This window comes from Chitinophaga agri, assembly GCF_010093065.1.
Classification (GTDB): Bacteria; Bacteroidota; Bacteroidia; order Chitinophagales; family Chitinophagaceae; genus Chitinophaga; species Chitinophaga agri.
Window position 1 is genome coordinate 3,153,101 of record NZ_CP048113.1, and the last position, 19,364, is coordinate 3,172,464.

The window sequence follows — 19,364 nt, forward strand, 5'->3', positions numbered from 1 at the left end:
CTTTCATTTTTTTGTAAAAGAAAGGCTGTACTGACACGCTTTGAGAAGCGGAACTTGTAAAATATACCGGGTTATCGTATATTTCACGATTATCACATGAACACTCGTATCTAATTAAAAATCAAAGTCGAAATGGCAGAAAAAATCAAAGTTGCCAATCCCGTTGTAGAACTGGATGGTGATGAAATGACGCGAATCATCTGGAAATTCATTAAAGATAAACTGATCCTTCCTTACCTCGAGGTTGATATCAAATACTACGATCTTGGCATGGAACACCGCGACGCTACAAACGACCAGGTGACCATCGATGCAGCAAATGCTATCAAAGAAATCGGTGTGGGTATCAAATGTGCTACCATCACTCCTGATGAAGAGCGCGTGAAGGAATTCAAGCTGAAACAGATGTGGAAATCTCCAAACGGTACCATCCGTAACATCCTGGACGGTACTGTATTCCGTGAGCCAATCGTAACTTCAAACGTGCCTCGTCTGGTGCCTAACTGGACTGCTCCTATCTGTATAGGTCGTCACGCATTCGGTGACCAGTACCGTGCTACTGACTTCGTAACTAAAGGTAAAGGTAAACTGACCATCAAGTTCGAAGGCGAAAACGGTGAGGTGATCGAGCATGAAGTATTCAACTTCAAAGGTGATGGCGTTGCACTGGCCATGTACAACACTGACGAATCTATCAAAGGTTTCGCACGTGCCTGTTTCAACCAGGCGCTGATGAAAAAATGGCCGCTGTACCTGAGCACCAAAAACACCATCCTGAAAAAATATGATGGTCGTTTCAAAGATATTTTCGAAGAGATCTACCAGAACGAATTTAAAACTGTGTTCCAGGAAAACGGCCTGACCTATGAGCATCGTCTGATCGATGACATGGTAGCCAGCGCGCTGAAATGGAACGGTAACTTCGTATGGGCTTGTAAGAACTACGATGGCGACGTACAGTCTGACACCGTAGCACAAGGTTTCGGTTCACTCGGTCTGATGACCTCTACCCTGATCACTCCTGATGGTTCCGTAATGGAAGCGGAAGCAGCTCACGGTACTGTAACCCGTCATTACCGTGATCACCAGGCTGGTAAGCCAACTTCCACCAACCCGATCGCTTCTATTTTCGCATGGACCCGTGGTCTGGAATTCCGTGGCCGTCTGGACAAGAACCAGGAGCTGATCGACTTCTGTCATGCACTGGAAGCTGTTTGTGTTGAAACAGTAGAAAGCGGTAAAATGACAAAAGATCTGGCTGTTTGTATTCATGGCAACAAAGTTGAGCACGGAAAACATTATCTTTACACCGAAGAGTTCCTGCAGGAACTGGATAATGCTTTGAAAGCGAAGCTGAACAAATAAGTCACGTACGTAATACTGATATAAGCACGAGGGCCTTGCAACTGCAAGGCCCTTTTTATTTCGTCAGATAAGGTTTATTATTTAGCTGTTTTCCTTCACAAAAGAACGGTCTCTCCAGCCGGTGATCCAGCCGGGATATTCAACTGACAGCCTACTCACTTCGTCCAGCTGTTGCAATTCCTCTGCTGACAACCGTACATTCACCGCTCCCAGGTTATCTTCCAGCTGGGATAATTTATTGGCTCCTATGATCACGCTGGTCACCACCGATTGATGTAACAACCAGGCCAGTGCCAGCTGTGCCACTGTCGTGCCTTTTTCCGCCGCCATCGTATGCAGTACGTCCAGTATATTAAAGGCCCGCTCCGTATCTACCGGTATAAAAGACACTTTCTGATAACGGCCGGCATCTGTGGTGGCTCCGTTCCGCTGGTACTTACCACTCAGTAGTCCTGCACACAAAGGACTCCATACCATTAGCCCTACTTTCTGGTCCTGCAGTGCCGGAATGACATCTCTTTCCAGTTCCCGTGTAGCAATGGAATAGTGCGACTGCATAGCGATATAGGGATGCAATTGATATTTCCCGGCTACCGCCTGTGCCTTCATCATATACCAGCCCATATAATTACTGCCCCCGATATAACGCACCTTCCCACTTGTGATCAGGTCATCCATCGCCCGCAGTGTTTCTTCCAGTGGTACCAATGGGTCCCAGTTATGTGCCTGATACAGGTCGATATAGTCTGTTTGCAGGCGTTTCAGGCTGGCCTCCACCTGCTGCATGATATGCTTACGCGAAAGTCCCTGATCATTCACGCCCTTACCCATCGCCGCACAGACTTTTGTCGCAATAACCAGGTCATCACGTTTGAGTCCCAGATTACGGATGGCCTGCCCTGTCAGTTCTTCTGATCTTCCTTCTGCGTAAACATTGGCCGTATCGATAAAGTTAATACCCGCATCTACTGCCCGTTTCACCAGTTCATCAACAGCGGGTTGTTCCAGCGTACCTACCATTTCATAAAGACCTTTGCCCTTGCCTCCGAATGTCATTGTACCCAGACACAGTGTGGATACCATCAATCCGGAGTTCCCCAATACTTTGTATTTCATGCGATATGATTAATGTAATAAATGAAGCTATTCCGGTGCAAAGGTACCCGGAGGGCTAACGGGCAAAGAGCCTCATTCAAAGAAAAAGGTACAAAAATCAAAGAAGGACGTACGGAGAGCAGGGCATAGACGTACCAGGTTATTTTCTAAATTGCAGGGGTGTAACAGCTGTATGCTTCTTGAAGAAGTTATTAAAGTGATTAGGGTATTCGAACCCAAGGCAGTAGCTGATATCAGCAATACTCCAATCGGTGTGTTTCAACAAAGCTTTGGCTTCATTGACTATCCTTTCCGCAATATGGGTAGTGGTGGATTTACCGGTTATTTCCCTGACGGCAAAGTTCAGGTGATTGACATGCACAGAAAGCGCCGCCGCATAATCGCCAGCCCTTCTAAGCACAAGTGTACGCCGGGGTGACTCAATAGGGAACTGCCTTTCCAGCAGCTCAGTAAATATAGCGGCGATCCGCTCATTGGCATTCCTGTGGCGCGCGCCATTCAACGCTGGCTGCATCTTCAATGCCTCATGGATAACGAGCTGTATATAATTCCTGATGATGTCATGCTTGTAGACATAGTCCGACGCCGCTTCTGCGATCATCTTATCAAACAGGCCACAGAATATTGTGAATTGTTCCTTATCCGGAAAGAATACATTATCCCCTCCCACCCTGAACAAAGGTGATTCCTGGAGTCCTTCTGCCCGCTCGCCTTTTCTGAAATACTGTTCTGTAAAAACACACCAGTATCCCCAACGGGCGTCGTCTTCCGTTTCAAAGGAATAAGGCACTAAAGGATTAGAGAAAATAATCGCAGGCTGGTCTTTGGAAATATACACCGTCTTATCCGCAAAATGGAGCCTGCTTTCGCCGACGATGATCCATATCTTGAAATAATCCCGCCGGTGATAAGGCAATGTAATGGGGAGGCTCGGTACTTCATAGTAAGCCACGTTCACATCAGGAGGTGTGTTATTATGAAATACCGGCATGCCGGCCTTTACCTTTTCTGCTACCGAAAGATGATCAGACATGTGTGCAAAGGTACGAAAATCAAATATCTGCTAACGCTTCATCTGCTTCCGCAGCACCTTGTCTTCGCCGTAGATGTCTTCATGAAATACCAGTCTGCCGTCCCTGCCTTCTGCTGAAAAATAACGGAAGTAAATAGGTACGCCCCGCTGGATATCGATCTGCTTTTTCTCACCATTCGCCAGCCACTTGCGCATACTGTCCCTCGGATGCCGGGTGTCTCCCTTGGTTAGATACATAGAGAGACTGTCCCATTGCTGCACACGTACGCAGCCATGGCTAAGGGCACGGTAGGAATTACCAAAAAGTCCCCTGCTATTGGTATCGTGCAGGTACACGGAATATTTATTCATGAAGTTAAACTTCATAATACCCAGTGAGTTTTCCAGGCCATCCATCTGGCGCAGTACATATGGGAAGTAGTTCTTGTTTAATTTATTCCAGTCAATACTGCCAGGATCAACTGCGTCGCCATTTCCATTAATAACTTCCAGGTTCTTCTTTGCCAGATAGCCACGGTCTTTTTTAATAGCAGGCAGCATTTCCTTGATCGCGATGCTGTACGGTACTCTCCAGTAAGGATACATCACGAAGTTGGTCATACGGGAATTAAGCAGCGGTGTACGGGTACGTGGTGCACCTACGATCACCTTTGATGTGACGACCACCATATTGCTATCCCACAGATCCATCCGGTAGCCGGGCACATTGACCATGATAAAGCGTTGAGGCAATGAATCAGGCAGCTTACGCCAGCGGTCCATATTTACCGCTACCTGGGCCTCCCAGTCGGCAAAGGACTTATTCAGCGCCTGCAGGGTCTTTTTACCTGCCTGTCCGTCTTCATACATATTGAACTCCTGCTGGAAAGCTTTGATGCCTTTTTTCATCAGCGCCGTATCAGCACTGTGTCCGCCGGAGGTATCGAGATGTCCACTTTGTACCAGGCGGTTGATCAGCTGCTGGCGGAACGCAGATGTATCGGTATAAGATAGTGGCAGGGAGTCCCATTTCATCAGACTATACTTCCCTTTAAAGTTCGTCCAGGCCGACTTGAGTAACTGGTAACCCTGATATTGCGGCTCCTGTGCCCGTAAGGTGGGTCCGATAATATGCTGATGTAAAGCGGACGTAAGATAATTAGTCAGTAAAGTGTCTGAATACACAGAGTCCTTGCGCAGGGTGATACTATCCCGCGGCCCGGTACCAAAACGCAGGTCCGTCACCATCTTCATAAATGCGTCCGTCATCATCACATCTATCTGTGCCCAGAGTGTCGCATCTTTTTTTGCGGCAGCATCATCGCGCACCTGTGTGATAGCTCTTTCCAGCGCCGCACTGTGATAATCAGCAGGACGCAGCCCTGCTTCGTCCGCATGCATGATGTAATAGAACATAGAATCAGCCTGACCATCCAGCACGCCTTCAGAAGACCATACCGGGTTGTTATTCGACTGCTGGTAGAAGTAATTCAGTACCGCACTGCTGATGGCGGGCACACTATCTTCCATGACATCCTGATTGTCAGCGATGTATTCAAGACGTTCAGTAATATTCTCCGGAATGACTTCACTTAGCTGACGAACGTCACCTACAATTTCTCTTTCCCGGAGTACCCGCTTTCTATGGCAGGCAAACAATGATGATAATACAATTACGATAAGTAGATTGTCCCTTAGAAACCTGTAATTCATTGGCGTCAAAACAATGTTTAAAGATAGACATTTGCTATATACTAAATCAGGAAATATATAGTTTGCCGTTAGTAAGCAATTGACGGGCCAGATGTGACCGCAAAAGAAAAGGGCTGACATGAGTCAGCCCTGACGGAAAGCAACAATTTACTAATAGATTGGAATAGTTATTTACAACAATTCTTCTTCATAAACAGTGACTGAATGAACCTCAGCACTATTATTACAGTCTTCTTCATTTTCTTTTTGTTGAAATATTGAAAATATTGTGCTCGAACCGTAATGTAAAGGTATTAAATACATTGCGAGACATATCACCAAATAATTGTGTACGGTAAGAAAAGTCCAGACGCGTTGCACTATTAAAAATGAACTGAATGGCCGGAGCCACGTCCAGGTACTGATTCCGGCTAACCGCATCCGTATTTGCCTTTCCTAAAAATTCTATATAAAGATTAAGATTGGTCTGATCGTAACTACGATAACGGCGCGGTAAAAGCAGATAACCGGCCGACAAACTATAGTTTACAGCGTTAGCTGACATATAGTCGGGCAGGTTATCTTTCGTATTATTCATAAACCGGTTATATCCCAGCGTAGCTGAGATAGCCAGTTTATGCAGCAACTGTGTAGCGATAATACCACCGGATACGCCTGATGCACCACCTTCGAGGTCAAGCTCCTGGTTGTCAAACGGCTTGCTTGTCTGCTCCCGCATCACTGGTACAAACGGATTATTGATCACGGAGCCCTTTACATAAGCCGCCATCCGAAAATGGGAATGCAGATCATCTTTTGATAAGAAGCGGTATTTAGCATATATACTACCTCCCTCCAGTTGAATGGAAGGTTGCATCTGGTTGGAAGCCAGTCCTGTTACATGCACCATCAGTTTTTTAGAGATCCCCCACATGACTTCGGGTTCGATACGCATACCGGTCACCCCTTCGTGTTTCATCTTAAAGAAACGGTTGGTGACACGGAAACCGAAGGAATTCGCAGGCATATTACTGGCAGGTTCTGTAGAGACATACAGCTCCTGGGCCTGTAAAAAGACAGGCAAAAAAAGTACGATAAAGAATAGACTTCTTTTCATTTACAGGTATTGAGGGGAATGCCCCCGGGTAAATCAGATGGTAACGTGATAGATGCGTTCAGGCGCGGCATGACCTTCCATTTTGCAGCAGCTGGCCATAACGCCGGTCTGGTAACAAGACATGGTGGTCTGGGTAGCAAACTTCTTAAACTGCCTGGCAGAAACGAAGTCTTTGTCTATCACTGTTATCTGCTGATCACCTGACAATACCTGTTGTTTAGCATTGACGAAGTGAAACGTTGCTCCTGCATATTTAACGTGTGCGTCTTTCTCTACCGCTATCTTGTCGAAGGAAGCGGTCAGTACCAGTTTGGCAACGGAAAAACCGGCGTCTTCAACCTTGGCTTTGATCTCATCGATGTTCACCTGGGCGTCTGGTTTGAAAGAAAGCAGGAAAGTGGTGTTGTTAAGATCTGTGTCGATCTTATCCACAAAAGGAAGTGTTTTCAGCGCTTCAAGCGTTGCTCTCGAACACATGGCACATGTCAGTCCTGCTGCCTGCAGGGATGCTTTTTTAATCTGTGCGTAAGAAGAGATATGCAGGCCGATGGCCAGGAATATAATAGCAAATAATGATTTCATGATCTGATAATTGTATACGTATAAAAAATAATCATAGCTGCTATATGAATAGCAGACAGGTACTTATTAGCGATATACGTATCAGATCAGATATGTGCAGTATTGAATATACAAGGGTATCCTCTTACAATCATCGGGCGGACCGTGATCGTAATGTGAGATGGGTTGTGTATTGCTAATGGCTGGTACCGGTACAATGGCTACCGGCAGACTAAGGTCTTTAACAGCTGGTTCACTGCTTTGCTGTGCTTTGGCAAGCTGGTGAGAGGAAACATCTGCCTTGCAGAATTTAGCTTCCTCCCGGCAACATTTACCTTTCTTCTTCTTTTCGGGCTTACTGCATTTGTTGCACTGGTCATTTTCATGAGAACTAAATTCCAGGGACGCAAGCTTACCCATACAGTAATGCACATTCACCGTGAAGCCACTGGTGAGCGTGATATACAGGAAAGCTAGTAATATGGTTGTTAGTCTCTTCATGATAACGGATGCAAAAATAGCAATTTGCTGCCAGATTTACTACATCCCTGCGCTCTCTTCTATCTTATCAGCCAGACCAAGTAAAAGGGACATACTGGCTACCTTATTAGATTCAGCTCTGATATGTCCATCCAGATCGTGTTCAAAAATAACGTCCTGACCGTGAACTTTAACGAGAAAACGGGGAGAATGACCGTTTAAAGGTTTCACCATATATCTGTCCGCGTTATAAACTACTGTAAAGGCCTTCATATAAATTGCTTTTATACAAACTTAAACAAAGAGCACGCCAGAAGGTTGCAGTCAAAACCGATTCTACCAGCTTAAGTAGTGGTAAAACGGTTTACTTCAATTTTTTCTAACATAATGGTTTAAAGACCTTTACAATGCATAACACTAGCAGTTTCAGCCATTAGTTAACGACTGGTTAATTAATAAACCACCAGCGTAAACCCAGTCTGAATGTGAAGTTATTGTATGGATAAGCCGGTCCGGCGAAGTTATTTGTAGCGAAGAAAGTATTGAGATTTTCCCCCCTGATAAATGCTGACAAAGACTTAATACGGAAGTGTACAAATGCAGCGAGATCAGGCGCATAATACTTAATTCGTTGGGTAGTCTGATACACAAATTGACCGATCACCGGAGAATAATCATCCGCGTAATAAGACGTATTATATTTTGCTTCAATACCTGTCATCAGGTTCAGGTTATTGAACAATTTAGTCTCATACGCTAACCGGTGACGCGTCCAGAATGCAGGCACGTTGATCCTTCCGTCACCATGCACCTGCTGGAAGGCAAATTCCGCGTACCAGTTATATTTTTTATACTTGAAGTGCTTATTCAAAACAACCTGTAACAGGTTAAAAAGCGCCGGTGCCTGCGCACTGGTGTAGTAATTGGAGAAGTAGGTATAGTTCTCCATCAGGTAATAGTTCACCGCCAGGTTATACTTCAGCTTCCTGTTATCCGCAGAGAACTGTAAGAGTGTTGTATTTTCCTTTCCAAGTGAATTATTGTACCAGCTGTCGTAGGTACTGCTGAAATATTTGTAGATATAAGAGGCCTCCCGGTTGGTATTACTGAAAAGCAAATGTACATTACCCAATGTCTCATTGAGATAACGGCTTAGCATACCAGTTATATTATAGTCCCCGGCGTTTTGTCCGGTGAGATAAAATTCACCTTTAGCCTGCAGGTCCCATTTCTGGTTACGCGTTTTGTTACGGTATTCTCCATGTAAAACCAGGTTGCTGAAACTAATATTAGCGTCCAGGAAAGTCCCCCGTATGCTTTCATACCTGGCACCGGCACTGATAAAGTGCCCCTGGTTTCCACGGATAGGGAACTGTATCAGGGAGATATCATTGGAGATATTCCGCCATTCATGACGGGCACGGATCGTGTCACCATTGAAGCCCCAGTTATATTTATTAGCATAGAAGAACGTATCCGGCTGACCGTCCAGGTATTCCAGACCATCATTATCTACCTTAAACGTATACTGTACACGAAAGAAAGGGTCGAATTTATAATAATCGGTGGTGTCATTCACATGAATAGTATCTCCCTTACCCCAGTCGTACTGCTGTACGAACATGAAGCCCGACTGCTTGTTGGTCGTTTTTACCGGCAATGTGGTTGTGAACAGCCCTGAACTGGTAGCTGAATAGTTACCAAGGTTCACATCGACTGTTTTGCGCTGACTATAGGTAGGATTATCCAGTATAGAATCCCCTCCACGGATCCCACCGTTCTCACCATTATTAAACTTATTATAGAAATAGCTCAGGTAAGCGTTATAGCGCTTGTTTTTACTATTGAAACGACCTGTTACACGGTAAATGTCGTGGTTTGTTGCCTGTGAGCGGAAGAAGCCTGGTGCATATTTCTTATTATACTCAAATCCGAAGTTGAAACGGTCGGTACGGTTCTGGGTATGGAGTACACCGATATGCTGTTCCTGCTGACTACCCACCAGGTAGCGCAATTCAGAATAGGGCTTGGTAGTAGTATAGATACGGGCATTCTCATGATTGAACCCATACACATCAAAAGTATGATAGCCGGCATCAAAACCAGGCTTCATAAATGGTGTGAACAGCAGGTTACGGGCAGGAGCGCCAGTATTGCCCAGGAACATGTAGGTCGCGGGTACACGCAGGTAGGAATCAGTGAAGTCGGCAAGTGATGAGTCCAGCCTGTAGTCCGTCGGCTCGCCAAGCCGGCGGTAGCTGATGGTGATCGTATCCGGTTCATGTGTATGTTTGCCGGTGTCCTTCTGCATAGAAGCACCTCCGCCACCGCCCATATTGCCGAAACGTTGGCCGATCTGCGCGTGAACGCACTGAACAGCAGCCAGCAAACAACATATTAAAATAAATGACCTCATCCTATGATATAATTTCCTGCTTCGAGCTTCTTAATTTATTGGTATTGACACATTTCAACTATGCGACCAGTTAGTCCCGGGTCTGATGAACGGATGTTTTCAGACGGATGCTACCGGCCATCCCTGCGGAAAATTTCCGTAGGCAGGGCTGCAAGCTAATACAAGGTATTTATATAACCTTAACCAGCTCCCTGAAAATTAGCGTTAATTTTGGTTCGGCTGCGTTTGCCGCTTCCAGTACTTCCTCGTGTGTAATGACATTTTCCTCCTCACGGATGCCGATATCAGTAATAACACTCATTGCTAATACTTTCATTCCGCTATGGATGGCCACGATCACTTCAGGCACCGTACTCATACCTACCGCGTCTCCCCCGATGATATGCATGTACATATATTCCGCCCTTGTTTCGAAAGTAGGCCCCTGCACCCCTACATAAACGCCGGTGTGTACAGGAATACTATTCGCGGCAGCGATTTCTTTTGCTTTGGCAATCAGCGCCTTGGAGTAAGGCTCGCTCATATCCGGGAAACGTGGTCCCAGGGCATTGATATTAGGTCCGCGCAGCGGATGTTCCGGCTGCAGGTTAATATGATCGCGGATGATCATCAGATCTCCTACGTTAAATGCCTTATTCATACCACCTGCCGCATTGGAAACCAGCAGGGTTTCCACACCCAGGGCCTTCATGACCCGTACCGGAAAAGTAACCTGCTGCATCGACAGGCCTTCGTAAAAATGGAACCTGCCGGCCATCGCTATTACCGGACGACCATTCAGCTGGCCCAGTATCAGCCGGCCTTTATGCCCTTCTACAGAGGAAGAAGGGAAATATGGGATCTGCTCATAGGGGATTTCTGTGCTGTCAATAATATCACCGGCCAGGTTACCCAGTCCACTACCTAAAATAATACCCACTTCCGGGGTACCAGACCATGATTTGCGGATATAGTCCGCAGCAGCAGCTATTTGTTGTAAGAGATCACTCATTATATTAATGTCTTTAAAACAGGTTGCGCAAAGTTATTTTTAATTCACAAAACACTACGGTTTTATATTTAAATCATAATGACCTATTTTAGCGGCAAATTTTTATCAGATGAACTTACATGAATACCAGGCTAAAGAACTGTTGAAGAAATATAACGTACCGGTACAGGAAGGGATTCCGGTAGATACCCCTGAAGCGGCGGCAGAAGCTTATAAGCAACTTAAAGTGCAATATGGTAACGAGTTTGCTGTCGTAAAGGCGCAGATTCATGCCGGTGGACGTGGTAAAGGTACCATCCGTGGTAAAGAACAGAGAGGTGTGGCTGTAGGTAAGAATGCCGAAGATGTGAAAACCATTGCCGGAAACATCCTGGGTGGCGTACTGGTGACCATCCAGACCGGAGAAGCCGGAAAATTAGTTAACAAGGTGCTGGTAGCACAGGACGTGTACTACCCTGGCCCTAACCCAATAAAAGAATTTTATCTGTCTATCCTGCTGGATCGTGCAAAAGGTCAGAACGTGATCATGTACTCTACAGAAGGTGGTATGGATATCGAAGAAGTAGCTCACAACACTCCTGACAAGATCTTCAAAGAGTGGGTACAGCCAAACACTACCCTCCAGCCGTTCCAGGCAAGGAAGATAGCGTTCAACTTCGGTCTGAGCGGTGAAGCTTTCAAGAACATGGTGAAATTCGTGACTAACCTGTACAACGCGTACGTTGGTCTGGATGCCGGCATGCTGGAAATCAACCCACTGTTCAAAACCAGCGATGAGAAGATCATTGCAGTTGACTGTAAACTGAACCTTGACGACAACGCACTGATGCGTCATCCTGATCTGGAAGCACTACGTGATATCTCTGAAGAAGACCCAACAGAAGTAGAAGCAGGTAAATTCAACCTGAACTATGTAAAACTGGATGGTAACGTAGGTTGTATGGTAAACGGCGCCGGTCTGGCAATGGCTACCATGGACATGATCAAACTGAGCGGTGGTGAGCCGGCTAACTTCCTGGACGTAGGAGGTACTGCAAACGCACAGACCGTAGAAGCTGGTTTCCGTATCATCCTGAAAGATCCTAAAGTAAAAGCGATCCTCATCAACATCTTTGGTGGTATCGTACGTTGCGACCGTGTTGCACAGGGTGTGATCGACGCTTACCAGTCTATCGGTGATATCAAAGTTCCTATCATCGTACGTCTGCAGGGTACTAACGCTGAAGAAGCGAAAAAACTCATCGAAGAAAGCGGTCTGAAAGTACAGTCTGCAATCCTGCTGAGCGAAGCTGCTGCACTGGTAAACAAAGCAGTAACTGCTTAATTACAATTTGTAGTGATTGACTAAAAATAGAAAATGAAACCCCGGATCTTATCCGGGGTTTTGTTTTTGTATACCTGTTATACCCCCACCCCGGCTTTCCATCACATATTAGCAGGCATTGATCACTTTCTGGTACAGGAGCTGATAAAAAATCGTACCTTCATTATCCATCCTTCACTATATACCTGCATTCCGCGGGTACCTTTTTATTATATATACCAAATTGTACAATTATCATGAAGCGCTTCCGCGACTTTTTCCTGTTTTGTTCAGGAGTGCATGTGCCTATGCTAAAGAAAGCCCCATCAGAAACAAACAAGTATGGTGGCATTGGCGCGACGATCTTTTTCACGGGTCTGCTGGCAGCCTTTTCCGGAGGGTATGCACTGTGGACCGTATTCAGTTCGCCCTGGGGTGCTATCGTTTTCGGCATCATATGGGGACTGATGATCTTTAACCTGGACAGGTATATTGTGTCCGGCATGAAAAAACGTAACAAATTCATGCAGGAATTTGGTATGGCTGTACCTCGTCTCCTGCTCGCTGTCCTTATCGCCATGGTGATATCAAAGCCACTGGAACTGAAGGTGTTTGAGAAAGAGATCAACCAGGAACTGATCGTCATGGAACAGCAGGTCTTCAAAACACAGGAAGACAAGGTAAAAGACCGCTTCCAGGATCAGGTCACTACCCTGAATGCTGAAATTGCACGTCTGAATGAAGACATCCGGTTACAGGCCGCCAAACAGGACACCCTCCAGCTGATCGCGCAACAGGAAGCTGACGGCACCGGTGGCTCGCGTAAACAAAACCTCGGCCCTATCTACAAAGCGAAAAAAGCAGATGCAGACAGTGCCGGCGCTTTATTACAGCGGATCTCTGCCCAGAACGGTACCCTGATTGCACAGAAGCGTCAGCAGCTGGCCAGTATTGATTCCGCCCGTCAGGCAACAGTAGGTTCGCTGGACCGTAGCCGCATTGACGGACTCGCATCCCGGTTGGATGCGCTGGGGCACCTGACAGAGCGTAGTCAGCCCGTGCTATGGGCAAACTGGTTTATCATGCTGCTTTTCATCACTATTGAGACAGCCCCGGTATTTGTAAAACTTATTTCTCCCCGCGGTCCGTACGACGATCTGCTGGAGGCGCATGAACATGCCTACATCATCTTCCGTAAGGAACAGATAGAGAAAAGAGAAAGAGAATACAATAAGCGTATGATGATAGGACAGGCAGCAGGCATAAATTCTTAACAGGAGCGACAACCATAAAAAAGGGATATCAGCGGCACCGTTGATATCCCCTTTTTTTAACGCCTTTACAGGTACCTGATAAGCTAACGATCAGGTCACTTCAGCGACACCAAAAGGTCACTTCAAGGGCACTTCAATATCCCGGGGATATTGAAGTGCCCTTGAAGTGACCTTTTGGTGAAGTATGGGTACCAATAAAGTAAGCATATCAGACGCCGTTTTCATACAGAATAAAAACCTGTAAAATGTATGGATGTATTATGATCAGGCAGGTACAACAGACTACCTGGCCTACCCACAAATGGCAGGCGGCACAGCGTGAAGGTCAGTAGTCAGAAAAGATAGGAGAAAAATGCTTTATAATAGCTGGCGATGAAAAGATGGGGATCCGTTTTATGCAGCAACGGCTTCCACTTCATATACGGGACTGAAGAGGTACATTCTTTTGGTTGCTACTTCCTCGCAGCGGTAACGCTTACGGATGCGTTCCCCCTTACGGAAAATGCGACCGTCTTTAGTACGAAATAACTGGTTGAGCGACAATTGTTCCACCAGAAAATGATTCTCTTTCTTCCGGTCATAACGTTTTAGTACACGCATCAGTTCGTCATCTGCACAGGAGCTGGCAGCCGGATTGCGGATACTCTGCCGGAGAGCAGCTTCCACATCTGCCGGCAGGTAACCCTTCCCGACAAACTCTTTCAGGATAGCGGAGAAATGCGTTTTCCATTCCTTCCCGTGAGATGCGACGCTGTTGGCATACTGCATGTAGGTGGTAAGGTGCGAGATCTCGTGCAGCAGGGTGACAAGAAAGGCATACTTGTTAAGATTACCGTTAATACTGATGCGATGCCCTCCCCTCCGGTCGGGATGCCGGTAATCTCCGAGAATGCTTGCCCGTTCACGTGTTACTGTCAGGTGTACCCTATACTGGTTGAGGTAGGCCATCACCTGCTCGAAGGTTCCTTCGGGCAGATATGCAGCTAATGCATTTAAAGGAGCCTCCTTTTTCACGGAATTGCTAATTTTTTCTTCTGGTGATTTTTTGCAGACTGAAATTCTCTACTACTGCATAGGCAGCATAGAAGAACATCAGAATGAAGATAGTCATTTTGCTGGTATGTGGTCTGTTCACGACAGCATAGATGGTTATACCTGCGAGGCATAACATCATTCTGGTGATCATGGAACCATACACATTGAGAAGGAAAACACTACTAACGTCGGATTGAATCCCTTTACGGCTCATATTGTAAGTGATGCCGGATAGTGTAGCCAAAGCCAGGTTGCCGATAATCAGTGCACTGAAGTGCGCTCCATTGTCAAGCAACCAGGCTTTTGATAATATTAATGCGCCGATCAAAATAATGAAAAGGCCGATGACTCTAAAGTAAAACCTGTCACTCATTCCTGCTGGTATCTTTGATAATTTGGCGCAAAATTAAGACTAAAGCGATTAAAGACAAAATGATCAGAAAGAAAGGGAATGACCATCCTGTCCACTGGTCGATTTTATAACCAGCAAATACCGCTATGCCTAATGTGGCCATCATCTGAAAAGCCAGCCCTGTATACTTAAAGATTAACCTGTTATCAGGCTTGCTGCCCTTCGATCTTTTCTTTAGCGGGTTGTTGTTGTTGTTGTTGTTGCTGTTTTCCATTTTTATCTTTATCCTTCTGGTTTGCAGCTGCAACCTCTTCAGGTTCCATGTAGCAACGACCATTGAATTTTGCGGTAGGCTCCATTTCGAAGTGAGCAGTGTACAGATCACCTTTCACCAGTGCATTACCCTTCAGGAACAACAGATCTTCCACTTTGATAATACCTGTTACCTTACCCAGGATGTCAGCGCTCTGACATATCAGGTCACCGATAATCTCCCCTTCCGGACCTACTACAATTTTAGCTTTTGTTGATACCAGGCCGTTCACCTGCCCGTCAATGCGAATGTCTCCTTCGCTTACGATGTCTCCCTGGATAGTAGTTCCACTGCCAATAATGTTAACATTGGATGATGGCATTACTGATTTGCTCTCGCTTCTGGCATTACGATTGTTATTGCTAAACATAGGATTCTAGGTTTTTCAGCTTTTAGTTAGTGTGATGTAAGATAGTATTATTTTTTAAAATATTTATTTTATGAATTGACAATCAACTTCATTCATGAAGTAATTCACATGCTTCCATTAACGTTATCCGGCCCCCTTTGCGTACTGACCAAGTTATATATTTTGTCCCGCAATATTTTGTGAACCTGACCTGAGTTAGTTAGTAAGTGCTGTTATCAACTTTCGGAACTTTAATGGTAGTCGTGTCGAGCTTGCTTGTGGAAAAGTCACCGCTGATCACCTGTTTTATATTGTCAAGGTATTTATCACGTGCATTAATAGCGGACTCCAGTGAATCGGTGCGCATCTTCAGCCTGATGAATTCTCTGCGCTGTTTCAGGTCACCATATCCGGGGATATAATAACGCAACGGCGTAAATACCACGGTAGCGACAGTGATCGTTACCAGCAACACAAACAAGGTGCTTAGTGCAATATACACACTCATCCTCGATAATTTGAATGATGTTACCTCTTCATAAGTATTGTCATTCATGATTACCAGGCGGTACCTGTTGCCGATCCGCCCCACATTTCTGCCTTTTTTATCGCGCTTATTAGCCATATCCGCTATAAAAATTGAATAATTTTTCTGATTATCAACCGGCTAAAGTTAAACATTTATATTATTTCGTATTTAAAAAATTGAATAGGACTCATTTTTAGTCGTCATATGCACATTTGACAGCCTCAAAAAAATTATACTATCTTTAAAATAAATTCCTGACATATAAGTTATATAGGCTAAGCCTATACACCCTGGCATCCATGAATTATCACAGATCAGTTCGCATATTTCTATCATATACCTGTTTCGTAAGTTTATTTTTGTGCTGTATCGGAATTAACAGGGTCGACGCCCAGCGACGGGATACCACGGTTACGAATAACCAGTCCAGAAATAACAACAGCAGGGCCCCTCAAAGGACCATGCAAAAGCCGCTTGTACCCAAAGTAGCACAGCCGAAAGGTGAGAACAGACGTATTCCGGCAGAGATGCTTGCGGAACGCCGCTGGACCATCAAACGGAAGCTGGTACAGAACATGCTGGCGCGATATAACTATTTGTTCAATGCCCGCAAGAAGCTGCGACTCATCACGCACAATGTGAGCCGCCAGGGACAGGATAACTACAACTACCTCCTTCCCTTCTACCCTTACAGTTTACAGAACCTGGGCCTCAGCGCCGGTGACCTGGACACTGTCATCGAAAAAGCATCTATCAACATCCAGATACACGATCCCCGCAGTAAATGGATCGACGACAGCTACCTCGTTATTGGTCAGGCTTACTTCTACCAGGGGGAATGGGATAAAGCCAACCGTACCTTCCAGTACATTAACACTACCTACGCTCCTAAAAAGAAATCAGATTATAAAGCTGTGGTAGGTTCCAGTGCAAAAGACGAACTGTCCATCGCCTCCCGTGAGAAACGGAAGCCACCATTCGGCTATTTTAAACATACCTATGCGCGAAACGACGCATTCGTGTGGACAGCCAAAACATACCTGGAAATGAAGGAGTTTGACCAGGCCCGTTCTATTATGAACATCCTGGAGCATGACCCGTATTTCCCTAAAAGACTGGCAGGGGAAATGGCTGAAGTAAGAGCCTATGCCCTGTACAAGCAGGAGCGTTTCAAAGAAGTGATCGTACCTTTACAGATAGCTGTTAAAAGCAAAAAGAACAAAGACGAACGTGCCCGTATGTTTTACATCCTGGGCCAGCTGTACACCAACTACAGCCTCCCGGATTCAGCAGTAATGATGTTCTGGAAGGTGATCAAACAAAAGCCGGATCCTATCATGGACTTCCAGGCACGCATGCAGATCGCCAAACTGGATGCAACCCGTGAAGGCGGTTCCTTTGATGAAAGTCTGTCCCGCCTGAAACGCATGGTGCGCAAAGAGAAATACTATGAGTTCCGTGACGCGATCTATTACACCATGGCAACCCTGGTACAACCTAAAGATCCCGACCTTGCGATGGAATACCTGCGTCAGTCACTCAAAATGGAGAGCAGCAACACGATGCAGAAAGCGCTGTCCTTCAAAGGAATAGCCGATATCTACTACGGACAGCGCCAATACCGCCTGGCCAGGAACTTCTATGATAGCACCGCTTCGGTAATGCCACCGGAGTTTACGGATTCCGCTATCGTGAATAAGCGCAAACGTGTACTGAATGATGTGGCTATCCGCGTAGAAGCTATTCAGCGGGAAGATAGTCTGCAGCGTATTGCAGCTATGCCGGAGTCGGACAGAACGATCTTCCTGGAAAAACTCGCCGGTCAGATGCGCAGGGAAGCAGAAGAGAAAGCGAAACAGGAAAAGGAAAATGCAGAGAAGGGCATATTGCCTGAAATGACCAATAATAACCCGCTTGCCAATAATATGGGCAACAATAACAATCCGGCAGCTCCTAAAAATGACGATGCCGGAGAGTGGTATTTCTATAATAATGGCAGTAAATCAGCAGGTTATTCCGAATTTAAAAAACGCTGGGGAAACAGGGCACTAGCCGATAACTGGCGTAGAAGTCAGACGGGGGCGGTGGCTGCCAATCAGAATCTGCAGCCGGAAGATGAAAGTGGTAATCCCATTAAACCAGATGCAAATAAAACAGCTGCCGACAGCTCCAGCGCTAAATCACTGGCAGCGGGACTGCCACTCACACCGGACGATCTACGGAAATCCAATGAGATAGTAAAAGATGCCTATTATGACCTGGGTAAACTCTACAATGATCAGCTGGATAATACGGAACTGGCCATCGAAACTTACGATACCCTCCTGAAAAGATATCCGCAGCACCCGAATAAAACAGAGGTGGTTTATTCACTGTATATCTGGCATACCAAGCTGGGACATAATGAGTTAGCTGCGAAGTATAAGCAAAGCGTGGTGACACAGTTCGGCGACTCTAAATTTGCCAGCATCATTAAATACGGGGCACTACAGGATATCAACGAAAGCAAAAAGAAAGAGATCTCCACATCATACGACTCCGTGTATGTGAATTACCTGCGTGGCAACCTGGCAGAAGCCTATGCGATGAAAAAAGCAGCTGATTCTACCTATGGACTGACCTTTATGCAGCCTAAATTCGACCTGCTGGAGGCTATGATCATCATGAAAATGGATACCTGCGAATTTGGACGTCAGGCCGTTGTGAATGTTATTAACAAATACAAACAGGACGACGCGGTACAGGCAAAAGCCCAGTCCCTGCTTGAAGCACTGGATAACAGGGCGGCCCTGGTAGTATACCTGTCCAGACTGGAAATAGACAAGAGCCGGGATAATGGCAATATAGTGGATGAAAACATCTCTATCCGTTATCCATGGCAGAAACCGGAGCCTAAGTTCGAGTCAGAAAAACTGAAAACCGCTACGGCTGATTCGGTAAAGGTAGCAGCTAACGCACCACTGAAAGTGGCACCACTGCCGGCACCAATGAAACCTGTGACTATCTATAAACTGAATGCCAGCAATCCGCATTTCGTTGTAATGTACTTCCTTCGTACCAACAAATCAGCTATTGATGAGGCACTGACCCAGTTTACGAAGTACAACGCAGAAAAACATGGCGGGGAGAACATCCAGGTAGCTAACTTCGTACTGACCCAACAGGATGTCATGCTGATATTCAGGCTATTCCCGAACGAAGACAAGGCACTGGACTATTATGATGAAGTGAGGTTCGAAGCAGAAAAGATCGCTCCGCGTATCCGTCCGTCAGACTATACCATGTTTATCATCTCCAGGGATAACTTTATCCAGATGAACAGTACGAAGGACGTCGAAGGCTATAGAAAATTCTTCAACGACAATTACGTTACGCAATAAGGGACAATAAGATAGAAAACATATTAATTCATTTAGACAGTTAAATCAACCTTTTAACATTAATTGGGGGAGATCAACC

General features: G+C 45.7%; 18 protein-coding genes. 4 read left to right on the forward strand and 14 right to left on the reverse strand.

Annotated elements, in window-relative coordinates; translation table 11 throughout:
• The first annotated feature begins 132 nt into the window (after positions 1-132).
• Positions 133-1,365, forward strand: coding sequence for an NADP-dependent isocitrate dehydrogenase (locus GWR21_RS12450; RefSeq protein ID WP_162332067.1), 1,233 nt, complete (start codon positions 133-135; stop codon positions 1,363-1,365).
• Positions 1,366-1,446: 81 nt separating this feature from the next.
• Here GWR21_RS12450 and GWR21_RS12455 read toward each other — a convergent pair whose 3' ends face one another.
• From GWR21_RS12455 to GWR21_RS12495, 9 genes are all read right to left on the reverse strand, one after another.
• The gene (locus GWR21_RS12455) at positions 1,447-2,481 is read right to left on the reverse strand and encodes an aldo/keto reductase (protein WP_162332068.1); all 1,035 of its coding nucleotides are present in this window, start codon (positions 2,479-2,481) and stop codon (positions 1,447-1,449) included.
• A gap of 139 nt (positions 2,482-2,620) precedes the next feature.
• Positions 2,621-3,514, reverse strand: a complete 894-nt coding sequence (locus GWR21_RS12460) for a helix-turn-helix domain-containing protein (RefSeq protein WP_238430336.1) — start codon at positions 3,512-3,514, stop codon at positions 2,621-2,623.
• Positions 3,515-3,544: 30 nt separating this feature from the next.
• Entirely contained in the window at positions 3,545-5,206 is a 1,662-nt protein-coding gene (locus GWR21_RS12465) for a L,D-transpeptidase family protein (protein WP_162332069.1), read from the reverse strand.
• 235 nt (positions 5,207-5,441) lie between these two features.
• Entirely contained in the window at positions 5,442-6,302 is an 861-nt protein-coding gene (locus tag GWR21_RS12470; protein ID WP_162332070.1) for a transporter family protein, read from the reverse strand.
• A 33-nt stretch (positions 6,303-6,335) separates the two neighbouring features.
• Positions 6,336-6,884, reverse strand: a complete 549-nt coding sequence (locus tag GWR21_RS12475) for a heavy-metal-associated domain-containing protein (RefSeq protein ID WP_162332071.1) — start codon at positions 6,882-6,884, stop codon at positions 6,336-6,338.
• Positions 6,885-6,965: 81 nt separating this feature from the next.
• The gene (locus GWR21_RS12480) at positions 6,966-7,364 is read right to left on the reverse strand and encodes an HYC_CC_PP family protein (protein WP_162332072.1); all 399 of its coding nucleotides are present in this window, start codon (positions 7,362-7,364) and stop codon (positions 6,966-6,968) included.
• A 39-nt stretch (positions 7,365-7,403) separates the two neighbouring features.
• On the reverse strand, positions 7,404-7,616 hold the full coding sequence (locus GWR21_RS12485) for a hypothetical protein (protein ID WP_162332073.1): 213 nt from the start codon (positions 7,614-7,616) through the stop codon (positions 7,404-7,406).
• Positions 7,617-7,791: 175 nt separating this feature from the next.
• Positions 7,792-9,759, reverse strand: a complete 1,968-nt coding sequence (locus tag GWR21_RS12490; protein ID WP_162332074.1) for a putative porin — start codon at positions 9,757-9,759, stop codon at positions 7,792-7,794.
• Between the two features lie 169 nt (positions 9,760-9,928).
• Complete coding sequence (locus GWR21_RS12495) at positions 9,929-10,750, reverse strand: purine-nucleoside phosphorylase (protein ID WP_202929080.1); 822 nt, start codon at positions 10,748-10,750, stop codon at positions 9,929-9,931.
• A gap of 109 nt (positions 10,751-10,859) precedes the next feature.
• On the opposite strand from GWR21_RS12495, the gene sucC reads away from it, so the two are divergent.
• Both sucC and GWR21_RS12505 read left to right on the forward strand, forming a co-directional pair.
• Positions 10,860-12,074 carry an ADP-forming succinate--CoA ligase subunit beta gene (gene sucC / locus GWR21_RS12500; protein ID WP_162332075.1) on the forward strand — a complete coding sequence of 405 codons (1,215 nt, stop codon included), beginning with the start codon at positions 10,860-10,862 and terminating at the stop codon, positions 12,072-12,074.
• Between the two features lie 236 nt (positions 12,075-12,310).
• Positions 12,311-13,327, forward strand: a complete 1,017-nt coding sequence (locus tag GWR21_RS12505) for a DUF4407 domain-containing protein (protein ID WP_162332076.1) — start codon at positions 12,311-12,313, stop codon at positions 13,325-13,327.
• 393 nt (positions 13,328-13,720) lie between these two features.
• Here the strand turns inward: GWR21_RS12505 and GWR21_RS12510 are convergent, their stop codons facing one another.
• From GWR21_RS12510 to GWR21_RS12530, 5 genes are all read right to left on the reverse strand, one after another.
• Positions 13,721-14,341, reverse strand: coding sequence for a SprT-like domain-containing protein (locus tag GWR21_RS12510; protein ID WP_162332077.1), 621 nt, complete (start codon positions 14,339-14,341; stop codon positions 13,721-13,723).
• A gap of 7 nt (positions 14,342-14,348) precedes the next feature.
• A complete protein-coding gene (locus tag GWR21_RS12515) occupies positions 14,349-14,735 on the reverse strand; it encodes a hypothetical protein (protein ID WP_162332078.1) in 387 nt (128 codons plus the stop codon).
• A complete protein-coding gene (locus GWR21_RS31885; RefSeq protein WP_394367267.1) occupies positions 14,728-14,988 on the reverse strand; it encodes an AtpZ/AtpI family protein in 261 nt (86 codons plus the stop codon). The genes GWR21_RS12515 and GWR21_RS31885 overlap by 8 nt, the downstream gene beginning before the upstream one ends.
• Complete coding sequence (locus GWR21_RS12525) at positions 14,921-15,397, reverse strand: bactofilin family protein (RefSeq protein WP_162332080.1); 477 nt, start codon at positions 15,395-15,397, stop codon at positions 14,921-14,923. Before GWR21_RS12525 ends, GWR21_RS31885 begins: the two co-directional genes overlap by 68 nt.
• Positions 15,398-15,596: 199 nt before the next feature.
• Positions 15,597-16,001, reverse strand: coding sequence for a hypothetical protein (locus GWR21_RS12530; RefSeq protein WP_162332081.1), 405 nt, complete (start codon positions 15,999-16,001; stop codon positions 15,597-15,599).
• A 365-nt stretch (positions 16,002-16,366) separates the two neighbouring features.
• On the opposite strand from GWR21_RS12530, the gene porW reads away from it, so the two are divergent.
• Positions 16,367-19,285 (forward strand): type IX secretion system periplasmic lipoprotein PorW/SprE, encoded by a 2,919-nt coding sequence (porW, locus tag GWR21_RS12535; RefSeq protein WP_162332082.1) that lies wholly within the window; start codon positions 16,367-16,369, stop codon positions 19,283-19,285.
• Positions 19,286-19,364 lie beyond the last annotated feature (79 nt).